Annotated in this window: 15 protein-coding genes; 3 read left to right on the top strand and 12 right to left on the bottom strand. The window is 31.7% G+C overall.

Annotation, left to right across the window (positions count from 1 at the left end):
* The 9 genes from HMPREF3265_RS06465 to HMPREF3265_RS06505 form a co-directional block, all read right to left on the bottom strand.
* Nucleotides 1-1,168 (bottom strand): DUF927 domain-containing protein (locus HMPREF3265_RS06465; RefSeq protein ID WP_070601189.1); only part of this gene is annotated, 1,168 nt, incomplete at its 3' end.
* A 13-nt stretch (nucleotides 1,169-1,181) separates the two neighbouring features.
* Entirely contained in the window at nucleotides 1,182-2,051 is an 870-nt protein-coding gene (locus tag HMPREF3265_RS06470; RefSeq protein WP_053020706.1) for a primase alpha helix C-terminal domain-containing protein, read from the bottom strand.
* Nucleotides 2,052-2,144: 93 nt separating this feature from the next.
* Nucleotides 2,145-2,456 carry a hypothetical protein gene (locus HMPREF3265_RS06475; protein WP_053020705.1) on the bottom strand — a complete coding sequence of 104 codons (312 nt, stop codon included), beginning with the start codon at nucleotides 2,454-2,456 and terminating at the stop codon, nucleotides 2,145-2,147.
* An 18-nt stretch (nucleotides 2,457-2,474) separates the two neighbouring features.
* On the bottom strand, nucleotides 2,475-2,681 hold the full coding sequence (locus tag HMPREF3265_RS06480) for a hypothetical protein (RefSeq protein ID WP_046309608.1): 207 nt from the start codon (nucleotides 2,679-2,681) through the stop codon (nucleotides 2,475-2,477).
* Between the two features lie 11 nt (nucleotides 2,682-2,692).
* Entirely contained in the window at nucleotides 2,693-3,031 is a 339-nt protein-coding gene (locus HMPREF3265_RS06485; RefSeq protein ID WP_053020704.1) for a hypothetical protein, read from the bottom strand.
* 3 nt (nucleotides 3,032-3,034) lie between these two features.
* Nucleotides 3,035-3,448, bottom strand: a complete 414-nt coding sequence (locus HMPREF3265_RS06490) for a hypothetical protein (RefSeq protein WP_053020703.1) — start codon at nucleotides 3,446-3,448, stop codon at nucleotides 3,035-3,037.
* Nucleotides 3,449-3,451: 3 nt separating this feature from the next.
* The gene (locus HMPREF3265_RS06495; protein ID WP_053020702.1) at nucleotides 3,452-3,652 is read right to left on the bottom strand and encodes a hypothetical protein; all 201 of its coding nucleotides are present in this window, start codon (nucleotides 3,650-3,652) and stop codon (nucleotides 3,452-3,454) included.
* 12 nt (nucleotides 3,653-3,664) lie between these two features.
* Complete coding sequence (locus tag HMPREF3265_RS06500) at nucleotides 3,665-3,979, bottom strand: helix-turn-helix domain-containing protein (RefSeq protein WP_016931049.1); 315 nt, start codon at nucleotides 3,977-3,979, stop codon at nucleotides 3,665-3,667.
* 3 nt (nucleotides 3,980-3,982) lie between these two features.
* Nucleotides 3,983-4,195 (bottom strand): helix-turn-helix domain-containing protein, encoded by a 213-nt coding sequence (locus HMPREF3265_RS06505; protein ID WP_053020701.1) that lies wholly within the window; start codon nucleotides 4,193-4,195, stop codon nucleotides 3,983-3,985.
* A 172-nt stretch (nucleotides 4,196-4,367) separates the two neighbouring features.
* On the opposite strand from HMPREF3265_RS06505, the gene HMPREF3265_RS06510 reads away from it, so the two are divergent.
* Both HMPREF3265_RS06510 and HMPREF3265_RS06515 read left to right on the top strand, forming a co-directional pair.
* On the top strand, nucleotides 4,368-5,000 hold the full coding sequence (locus HMPREF3265_RS06510; protein WP_053020700.1) for a helix-turn-helix domain-containing protein: 633 nt from the start codon (nucleotides 4,368-4,370) through the stop codon (nucleotides 4,998-5,000).
* A gap of 8 nt (nucleotides 5,001-5,008) precedes the next feature.
* Nucleotides 5,009-6,181, top strand: a complete 1,173-nt coding sequence (locus HMPREF3265_RS06515) for a tyrosine-type recombinase/integrase (protein ID WP_002492309.1) — start codon at nucleotides 5,009-5,011, stop codon at nucleotides 6,179-6,181.
* A 68-nt stretch (nucleotides 6,182-6,249) separates the two neighbouring features.
* On the opposite strand, the gene groL is transcribed toward HMPREF3265_RS06515, so the two are convergent.
* Together groL and groES are read right to left on the bottom strand one after the other, a co-directional pair.
* A complete protein-coding gene (gene groL, locus HMPREF3265_RS06520) occupies nucleotides 6,250-7,869 on the bottom strand; it encodes a chaperonin GroEL (RefSeq protein ID WP_070582070.1) in 1,620 nt (539 codons plus the stop codon).
* A 61-nt stretch (nucleotides 7,870-7,930) separates the two neighbouring features.
* A complete protein-coding gene (groES, locus tag HMPREF3265_RS06525; RefSeq protein WP_070582069.1) occupies nucleotides 7,931-8,218 on the bottom strand; it encodes a co-chaperone GroES in 288 nt (95 codons plus the stop codon).
* Nucleotides 8,219-8,393: 175 nt separating this feature from the next.
* Here groES and mroQ point away from each other — a divergent pair, with 175 nt between their 5' ends.
* Nucleotides 8,394-9,134, top strand: coding sequence for an intramembrane glutamic endopeptidase MroQ (gene mroQ / locus HMPREF3265_RS06530; RefSeq protein ID WP_053025122.1), 741 nt, complete (start codon nucleotides 8,394-8,396; stop codon nucleotides 9,132-9,134).
* 61 nt (nucleotides 9,135-9,195) lie between these two features.
* Here the strand turns inward: mroQ and HMPREF3265_RS06535 are convergent.
* The coding region (locus tag HMPREF3265_RS06535) for an SdrH family protein (protein ID WP_070861186.1) at nucleotides 9,196-10,352 on the bottom strand (1,157 nt) is incomplete at its 5' end.

Below are 10,352 nucleotides of genomic sequence, written 5' to 3' on the forward strand. Positions count from 1 at the left end.
TGTTTTTATACTCATCTTTTTTTGATTGAAATTGTTTAATAAATTCAATTCCTAGAGTTCCATAATTCTCTCTAAATTCACGATCTAATGAAATAAAATCAAATTTATCTGGATAAGGTTGTTCTTCTAAAGTAATAACACGAGCCGATACTCCAGCCTTATCATCTTCCATATTTGTAATTGAGGCTTCTCCAGTAGAAAGTAAGATATTTTTCCATTCTTTCTTTTCATCAACAGTTAAATTCTTATTACTTCGACTTTTACTTTCGCCACTTGAATAGTTATAGACTGCACGAGATACAAAAGCAGGTGAGGTATTACGTGTATCATCTTTAAATATCGGAAAAGAGTTCAAAAATGCAGCCATAGCCTCAATACTATTTCTAGTAGAACTCCATGTAGTTGTAAGGTCAGTCGTTCCCCATACACTAGCCACTAAATTTAAGGTGAACGTTTTACCAGTTGAAGTACTTCCAGCCAATTCAACAATGAACGGCTTAATATCAAACTCATAAAGTAAAACTGAACCAAGTGAGGCGTATAACATCACCATAACCATTGGCAAATCTTTAATTTTTACAAACACTTTTTTTGAATAATCTTCAATTGTGCCTTTAGATTTAAAAGAATTGACTAACTTTTGAAAGCCTTTATCATTATTGAAAAACTTTATATTTTTGTGTTCCATTTCGTCTTTATATGGATAAATGAAGTAATCATTTACATGTCCTAATCGTGTTGCCACCTTTATATTGATAGGTGGACTGTATCTCTTGGACTGATTAATATAATCAACTAATTTTGATGAAGTATTTGAAGTTACATCAAGTTTTCTATTTGCCAGTTTGAGGAGTTGTCTATTATCAGTGATTTCTTCGGCAGTAACACTTAAATTTACTGGTGTTCGATTGTCTATAAAGTGCATATTATAGCTTACTTTGCCATCTTCAATATTTTCATATCTAGTGTTGATCTCTGGAATAGTAGTAGTAATAAACCTTTCTTTATCTGGTTCACCATCTTTTTTACTTGGGATAATTTGATAAAGTGCTGCACCGTATTGATTTGTTTTTACTTTATAACCATCTGGAATAAAATCGGGAGTATATGTTTTCTTATTTATACTCTTATTAATTTCATTCATAATTTCATCATTAGTAAAGTTCATAGAAAACCCCTCTCTAGTTGTTATAGTGTTTTTTCATAATAGAATAAAAAGTAGCATTAATTTCACGTTCATTCATTGGTGGTGTGCATGATTGTCCCCACATCTGAGCAAAGGCATAAATAATATGTTCATTTACTCTTCGCTGAAATAAATGTCCTAAAATGCTTGCTAATGACGAATTACGCCCACCTTCACTAACGCCAAACGCTTTTTCTTTCCAGTGACTTGAATCTCGTTTTTCAAATCTAGGCTTTGATGACGTTTGAATTGTGATATCAAATAATTTAGCCCACTCTTTAAGCGTTGATTTATCTATAATTGCAGCGTCGTTAAATTGAAATTCAAAAGGACTTTCATTACTTTTTCTGACTGGTAACGCCATAGCCCTAGATGGTTGATAACTGCCCTCATCAATTTTGCACGCAATTTTTTGTGCTAATGTTCTTACATATGCACGATATTCATTCGCATTTATACGCTCACTCAATGGCACGTACAAGCGTATTCTAGGACTTTCATTTGTGTGTCTGAATGTTGTATGCCAAAACCATCCAAAGCCCTCTAATTCACTTTTAATTGACTTGTTTAGCATGTTTAAATCTTCCTCATCATCATAATCAAGTACAAGTACATCTCTATAAAGGACATTGTCATCATTTCTGTATTTTTGGTATTCGTTGCCTTTATCATCTACGCCATCAGCTATATTTCCATATACTGCTGTTCCCCTAGCATATTTATTTATATTATTTTGTGGAATGGATAAACGACTAATTAATTCACTCCACTTAGGCTGAGAGAAGCTTTTGAATGAAGTTGATTTTTCGTTTCCATACCAAACCACACTCACTTGCGCATCATTTTCTAATTGAATTACGCTCAATTTTATACCTCCATGTATTAAAACAAGAGCAAAGATGTTATAATACAAATGGAGTATTTTCTTATTGCTCTTGTGTTTTATTAATTTTGTATATTATGCGTTATCTGATTTAGTCGCCAAACTATTCATATCAGATGACGCTTTTTCTATAACTATATCAATATCATTCAATTCACTTTCGTAATCACGAATGACCGATAATAATGTTGATACAATAATGAAATTTGATTTCATATTGTCATTAGTCCTTTTTTCTCCTACTACTTGATTATTTTCTCTATAATAATCTCTTAATTCTTCAAGTCCTTCTTGTTCAGCACATACATAGTCAATAACTGCTTGGATCTTATTAGAAATATCAGCTGTTTCAATACTTGCTTTAATTTGTTTTAAATCTTTAACCATGAGTTATTCCTCCATCACTTAACTAATTTTTTGTTTATTATAGATTTCTTTAGCTTCAATTAAACTTTCTAAAGTACACTTACAGTAGTCTATTTTCTCCAAATCTTCACGACTGAAGAAACTTAACTGACTTTGACTTTCAAATATAATTTCTTCTTCATTTTTAATAATCCAGTTGATAGCATGCATAATATTTAGTTTATTCACATCTAATTTAGCAGCCATTGTTTTCACTCCTATTTGTAGAGTTTTATTACTTTCTCATTTTTTAATGAAGGTACAGATATTCCGTAAAAAGTACATACATTTTCAAATCGTTTATATTTTTGTTCCCAAGTTTTCATTTCTTCTTGAAACTGACCATATACACTATCAAAATCACTCCCTAGATCATCTAATACAATTAGTTCGATAGCTTCAGCACCTAAAAAGTCACCTTCTTCTCTGTATGCTTTGGCTTTTTCAGCTAAGTAACCTGTTAACTCTGAAATTCTATCTGCCTCACCTCTTAATTGAGACACTTTCATAGCTGTTACTGCTACATCGTCATATGCTTTTAAAATTTCTTTCATCATTTATTAGTCCTCCAAACTTTCAACAAAAATCGCCATTTCTTCAATAGCTATTTTTAATTCTGCAATATCGTCTTTAGTTAGGAATTTGCTAATATTAGAATCTTCGTAAATAAGAGGAAAGTCAGTAAAAGTTCCAACCGCTGACATTAAATCTTCGTATTCTCGATAATCTGCAAGAATTTCTGAAATTTCATTATCACTTAAATATGGATATTCACTTTTAATAACTGATACATTTTTAGTATGGCGTTTTTGTAGTAGCTTAATCATTTTACTAGTATGCTTTTTACCATTCACCATATGCTCATAGTTCAATTTGCCTTTAATATCTTTAAAATCTTGATTAGTTAAGTTTTTCATTTTCTTATTTTCCTTTCCGAATTTAATTTGTTTGTTTAATTTTTGTTCTTGTTCCATATCCTATACACTCACTTTCTTATCTTTAAGTTCGACGATTCTATTAATATCTAACTGAATACATGCAATTGAGATGTTAGGACTAACTTCAGGAAAATGTTTCTTAAATGCATCAGGTGCAATGTTTAAAAGTAAATTTCCTTCAACATCTTTTACATTGAACCAACCAATGACGCTCTTTGTAATTACTACTTGTTGTTTCATTTCTTTAACCTCCTAAATTGTGCTAAGCAATTTCTTAACATTAATCTGTTTTAAATCATTATTGTGTATATCCATGTGAGATGTGATTTTCTCCATAAATTCATCTACATCAGATTTCTTAAATCGGTATGTGCTGCCTACCATGTAATACTTAAGCCCGTTATTAATAAGTAACTCCTCAATTGTTGGTTTACTTAAATTTAGGTATTCAGATAATTCTTTGTAGGTCATGAAGAATTTTTCTCTTGCCAATTCATCTACACGTTGATTAATAGCTTGCTCTAATAAAGCACGTGCTTCTTCTTCATCAATATTGATGTTGAACATTGGTTAAGCCTCCTTTTCATTATTATCAATTCCAAAAAATTCATTAGGTGTAATTTTAAGAAAATTACAAACTTTCAAAATTGTTGAAGTATCAGGATTTTTAGTCTTTTCATGATACAAACCGTATAATGTTGTTTTTGCTATTCCAGTACCTTCAAATACATCAGCTATTGAAAGTTTTTTTATAGCAAGTATCACTCTGAATTTATTTTCCATATCATCTCACTCCTTTATAACAGATATTTGTAATATTTTTTTGTAGTCTGTTATTAATTACATTGTATACTCGATAAAAACAAATGTCAATTCTCAAAAATATATTAGTGAACTCTGTATTTTTTTAGCGACTTATAGTAACATTATTGTGAAAATAAAGGAGGTAAAAAATATGATTCAAAGTAGATTGTCTGTATTGATGGCTGAACGAGGTCTGAAAATTTCTGATTTATATGAAGAAACCGGAATATCAAAAACTACTTTAATGGCAATAGCTGAAAATACTGGTAAAGGAGTTCAGTTTGATACTGTTGATAAATTGTGTAATTTTTTAGGCGTCACTCCGTGCGAATTTTTCGATTATTCTCCATATATAGTTGAAACTAAAAAAAGTAATTTTAGCGAAGGTGAGATAGATGGATTTGAAATCAAAATAAAAAAACAACATTACGAAAAATATTTCAACTTAGACATGTTTGTTTATAGTGGAGATTCGAATGTTATACCTTTAAAAAAAGGAGAGTTCGATTATTACATTCCTCTAGTATTACAAGGATCAGATCATTACACTGAAAATGAATTTTATACGTTTCTTTCCAATATGAGCATTTCTTTCCGAACAGAGTTCATCAACAAACTAATCACAAAAGTTAAATCACAATTAAAAGACTTGGTTATAAATAAACAATCTTTCGAACTTATAGGTGGTTACACGACTATTCAATTTCAATTAAATGATTATATCGCTTTGAAATTATTTCCAGATAGTGAATTTGAAACCTTAAAAAAATTCCGTATTAAGTAGGTGATCACATGGCAAGTTATGAAAAACGCGGAAATACATGGCGCTATCGTATATCACTAGGAAAAGACGCAAAAACGGGCAAATATAAATATATTTCAAACTCAGGTTTTAAACGCAAATCAGACGCTAAACACCACGCTGAAATGGTAGAACGTCAATTAAGAACCGGTGATTATATCGCACCGTCCACATCTACATTTAAACAGGTTGCTAACGATTGGCTTAAACAATATGCTAACGAGGTAAAAGTAAGTAGTGTCAGAGCACGCGAGAAAGCCATACACCACGCCATAGAACGCTTTAACAATAAACCAATACAAACTATCAATAAACATGATTATCAACGCTTTGTAAATGATATAAGCGCACAGTATAGCAAGAATTATATTGATAGCATTATAGCCTCTACGAATATGATATTTAAGTACGCATACGATATGAAATTAATAAGAATAATGCCTAGCGAGGGTATTAAACGACCTAAAAAGAAAGTTAGTGTGGAAGAATTAGAAGATACTGAGATACATAAAAAGTTTCTTGAAAAAGATGAATTATTTCAATTCCTGGAAATTGCCAAAAATCACCATTCACCACAAAATAGCTTTGAAGTATTTTGTACATTAGCATATACAGGCATGCGTGCAGGTGAATTATTGGCATTGAAGTGGTCTGATATAGACTTTGAGAATAACACAATCAATATTACAAAGACTTATTACAATCCAAATAACAATAAAAAGCAATATCAAATACTTACACCAAAAACTGAAAGCTCAATCGGAAAAATTCCAGTTGATCCTCATGTGATTAAATTACTTAAAAACTATAAAGTGGATGTTCAGGACACATGGAAAAACGAATTGTATGTAGATAATAATTTCGTTTTTACTGATGTTAACGGCTACCCTCTTGTAATTAAAAAACTACAATTATGGATAAAAGCTATACTTAAAAAGACTGACATAACTAATAAACAAATAAGCACTCATTCATTTCGTCATACTCATTGTGCGTTACTTATAGAGGCTGGTGTGCATATTAAGGAAATACAAGAACGCTTGCGCCATAAAGATATAAATACCACTATGAACATCTACGCTAAGATTACGAACTCATACAAAAAAGACGCTTCCCAAAAGTTTAGTAAACTCATGGAAAACGTCTCAAAAGATTTATTTTAAAATTTATATGCCCAAATTATGACCATTGAAGATTTCAAAAGCTACTACAACAGTGTTCAACGGTCTTTTTACATCATACCTGGCATGCCACCCATACCTTGATTATCATTATTATCTGGTTCAGGGATAGTTGCAACTACTGCTTCTGTAGTTAAGAACATCGCAGCAACACTTGCCGCATGTTGTAAAGCTGAGCGTGTAACTTTAGTTGGGTCTACAATACCTTCTTCAAGCATGTTTACCCATTCATTTGTCGCGGCGTTAAATCCAACACCTGCATCTGCATGTTTTAATCTTTCAACAATAACTGAACCTTCTAGCCCAGCATTTTCAGCGATTTGACGTACAGGTGCAGATAAAGCTTTAAGTACGATGTTAACACCTGTTGCAACATCACCTTCAGCTACGATTTCATCTACTTTATTATAAATATTTACTAATGCAGTACCACCACCAGCAACAATACCTTCTTCAACTGCAGCACGTGTAGAGTTTAAGGCATCTTCAATACGTAATTTACGTTCTTTCAATTCAGTTTCAGATGCAGCCCCTACTTTAATGACTGCAACGCCACCAGCTAATTTAGCTAAACGTTCTTGTAATTTCTCTCTATCAAAGTCAGAATCAGTTTCTTCAATTTGTGCTTTAATTTGACTCACACGAGCATCAATACTATTGTCATCTCCATCACCATCGACAACTGTAGTATTATCTTTTGTAACTTCAACTTTATTAGCACTACCTAACATATCGATTGAAGCATCTTTTAATTCTAAACCTAAGTCATCTGTAATAACTGTAGCTCCAGTTAAAATAGCTAAGTCTTCTAACATTGCTTTACGTCTATCACCAAATCCAGGTGCTTTTACTGCAACTGCAGTAAATGTTCCACGCATACGGTTTAATACGATATTTGTTAAAGCGTCTCCTTCAACTTCGTCTGCTACAATTAAGATTGGACGACTAGATTGAACAACTTGTTCTAATAAAGGTAAGATATCTTGGAATGAAGAGATTTTTTTATCTGTTACTAAAATATATGGTCTTTCTAACTCAGCAATCATTTTATCTGAATCTGTAACCATGTATGGTGATTGATACCCTCTATCAAATTGCATACCTTCAACAACTTCTAATTCGGTATCTAGTCCGTTTGATTCTTCAATGGTAATAACACCATCATTACCAACTTTATCCATTGCTTCAGAAATGTATTTACCAATTTCTTCATCTGCTGCAGAAATTGCACCTACTTGTGCGATTTCATTTTTATTTTCAACTTTTTGAGAAATATCGTGTAGAGCTTGAACAGCTACTCTTACTGCTTTATCAATACCCTCACGTAATCCTACTGGGTTAGCACCACTTGTTACATTCTTTAATCCTTCTTGAATCATTGCTTGTGCTAATACAGTTGCAGTTGTTGTACCATCACCAGCAATTTCGTTTGTTTTATTAGCAACTTCTTGAACTAATTTAGCTCCCATATTTTCATAAGGATCTTCTAATTCAATCTCTTTAGCAATTGTGACACCATCATTTGTAATTAATGGTGCTACATATTCTTTATCTAATACAACGTTACGTCCTTTAGGTCCGATTGTAACTTTAACGGCGTTAGCTAATTTATCGACACCACGTAACATAGCTTGTCTTGCATCTTCAGAAAATTTAAGGTCTTTAGCCATTGATTATACCTCCATTGTTTAAAATAGTTTATTATTACTTATTAATTATTATTTATAAATTTTAGCCTTCAATTATTGCAAGTAAATCTTCAACATTTAAAATTAAGTATGTTTCATCTCCACGTTTAACTTCTGAGCCAGCGTATTCTTGGAATACTACTCGATCTCCTTCTTTAACCTCTGGAGCAACCTTTTCACCATTGTCTAAAATTCGTCCAGTTCCAACAGCTACTACTATACCTTCGTTAGACTTTTCTTTTGCACTGTCAGTAAGTACAATGCCACTTTTAGTTGTTTGTTCTTGTTCTTTGCGTTCAATAATCACACGATTTCCTAATGGTTTAAGCATGATCGTTCCTCCTTAACAGGTTCCTTTTTAGCACTTAAATATAATGAGTGCTAATCTATATTTTATATTAATCAAATTTGGTCAATTTTTCAAGCGAAAGGTTATCTATATTTTGTATAACTCACAATTTTGCGATAAACTAACTAATGTTGATTAATTTTTTTGGAGGAATAGTATGAGGAGAATTTGGGTAGCATTTCTTACCATTGTTATTTATGGATTAGCACAGTTTTTACCCTTACTTGCACAGCAATTACCTTTCTTTAAAGATTTAAAAGGGATGGAACTAGCTAAAGCGGGCGTATACACTCAAGTTATTTTATTTGTAATAGCAGCATTATTAATAATTTGGTTAAATAGTATTATCAAAAATCCAACAACACTGGAGCGAGGTTATAAAGAACCTAAACGCTACATTTTACCTTGGGCTTTATTAGGATTTGTTGTCGTGATGATTTATCAAATGGTAGCTAGTCTAATCACTATGTGGTTAGTTGGACAACCACAGCAAAGTCCAAATACTGAGAGAATTATGGCAATTGCAAAACAGCTTCCAGTTTTCATATTATTAATTTCAATAGTTGGCCCAATTCTAGAGGAATACATATTTAGAAAAGTTATATTTGGTGAAATCTATAATAAAATTAAAGGAAATCGAATTGTTGCGTTCTTAATCGCTTCAATAGTAAGTTCAATTTTATTTGCGATAGCACATAACGATGTTAAATTTTTCTTCATATATTTTGGTATGGGTATGTTATTCTCTCTTGCTTATGTTTTAACTAGACGTATTGCGGTTCCAATTATCATTCATATGTTACAAAATGGTTTTGTAGTGGCAGTCCAATTTTTCTTTGGTGACACAGTTAAACATTTACAAGAACAAAGTAATTTTATAATTCATTTTCTATTTTAATAAATGAACGCATCTATTAATCTCATCATTTTAAATGACAATAATAGATGCGTTTTCTATTTTAGTTTTTAATTTTCCTATAAATAAACCTACCTGTAACACCTACGAAAATCATAATTATAGATGTAATTAAAGCAATATTTATGTTTTTATATTTGTTTTTATTTTCCGCTTCTTTACTTTTTTCATTGGTTTCTATAATTTTATCATCATCATGGCTCTGTATATCTGCATCTTCTTTTTTATCTCTATCACTTGGCTTTTTCAATTCAGGCATAGATCCAATTTCCCCAGTTATAAGTGCCAATACTTGCTCATCTAAATTTTTATAATACTTTTTCGAATTCAAAGGGTTAAAATATTCAAATCTGAAATAATTAGAACCTTTTTGTAAATAATCTAAGTATTCATTATTAAATGATTGTTTTCGGAAAAGCCTGTAAAAATCTTGATTCGAGATATACTCATTATTATTCCCCAACCGGTTTACCTGATTTATAATATATGGATTGTATTTATATGAACCAGTTGCTAAACTATTTAATCTATTTAATAGCATTGACTTGCTATAAACCGGAACTTCACTTTGCATATTGTCATTATTTGAATAAGTTTCAATATGACTTTGTCGATGATTTTGTTGTAAGTTATCGCCATAGTGCCATTGGTTAGTATTAGACCCACTCATAATTGATTGATTTTGATTTCTGTTAGAATGAGATGTCGAGTTGCCATTATTCTTATGTGGGAAAATTTGATGGATTATTGAATCAGATACAGTGTTGTTATGACGGTTAGAACCAGTTGATTGGTTTCCGTTTGTTGAACCATTATTATTAAAAACGGGTTTATTAGGTTTTACTGTATCATTGATACTTGAGTGTCCTGAATGATTGCCAGGGTAGTTACTATTATTATTTGAATTGCTATTGGAAGGATTTTGCGAACCATTATTTGATCCAGAATTTGAATGATTATCACCTTGATTTGAACCAGAATTCCCATCATGTTTAGGTGGTTGCTGATGATTGCCACTGTCTCCTGGTTTATTTCCTCCATCATCTTGCTCGCCTGAGTCATTATTCCCTGGATTGTTTCCATTGTCTGGTTTACCTGAATCATTATCTCCTGGTTGTTCTCCGTCATCCGGGTTGCCTGAATCATTATCTCCTGGCTGCTTTCCGTCATCTGGATTGCTTGATGAATCATTATCTCCTG

Source organism: Staphylococcus sp. HMSC62B09, assembly GCF_001839115.1.
Lineage (GTDB): Bacteria > Bacillota > Bacilli > Staphylococcales > Staphylococcaceae > Staphylococcus > Staphylococcus haemolyticus.

What these genes read in the sequence shown, in the direction of transcription:
- HMPREF3265_RS06475 (WP_053020705.1), bottom strand. Translation starts at nt 2,456, where the DNA reads ATGGTTAAAGATTTAAAACAAATTAAAGCAAGTATTGAAACAGCTGAT.
- HMPREF3265_RS06480 (WP_046309608.1), bottom strand. Translation starts at nt 2,681, where the DNA reads ATGGCTGCTAAATTAGATGTGAATAAACTAAATATTATGCATGCTATC.
- HMPREF3265_RS06485 (WP_053020704.1), bottom strand. Translation starts at nt 3,031, where the DNA reads ATGATGAAAGAAATTTTAAAAGCATATGACGATGTAGCAGTAACAGCT.
- HMPREF3265_RS06490 (WP_053020703.1), bottom strand. Translation starts at nt 3,448, where the DNA reads ATGGAACAAGAACAAAAATTAAACAAACAAATTAAATTCGGAAAGGAA.
- HMPREF3265_RS06495 (WP_053020702.1), bottom strand. Translation starts at nt 3,652, where the DNA reads ATGAAACAACAAGTAGTAATTACAAAGAGCGTCATTGGTTGGTTCAAT.
- HMPREF3265_RS06500 (WP_016931049.1), bottom strand. Translation starts at nt 3,979, where the DNA reads ATGTTCAACATCAATATTGATGAAGAAGAAGCACGTGCTTTATTAGAG.
- HMPREF3265_RS06505 (WP_053020701.1), bottom strand. Translation starts at nt 4,195, where the DNA reads ATGGAAAATAAATTCAGAGTGATACTTGCTATAAAAAAACTTTCAATA.
- HMPREF3265_RS06510 (WP_053020700.1), top strand. Translation starts at nt 4,368, where the DNA reads ATGATTCAAAGTAGATTGTCTGTATTGATGGCTGAACGAGGTCTGAAA.
- HMPREF3265_RS06515 (WP_002492309.1), top strand. Translation starts at nt 5,009, where the DNA reads ATGGCAAGTTATGAAAAACGCGGAAATACATGGCGCTATCGTATATCA.
- groL (WP_070582070.1), bottom strand. Translation starts at nt 7,869, where the DNA reads ATGGCTAAAGACCTTAAATTTTCTGAAGATGCAAGACAAGCTATGTTA.
- groES (WP_070582069.1), bottom strand. Translation starts at nt 8,218, where the DNA reads ATGCTTAAACCATTAGGAAATCGTGTGATTATTGAACGCAAAGAACAA.
- mroQ (WP_053025122.1), top strand. Translation starts at nt 8,394, where the DNA reads ATGAGGAGAATTTGGGTAGCATTTCTTACCATTGTTATTTATGGATTA.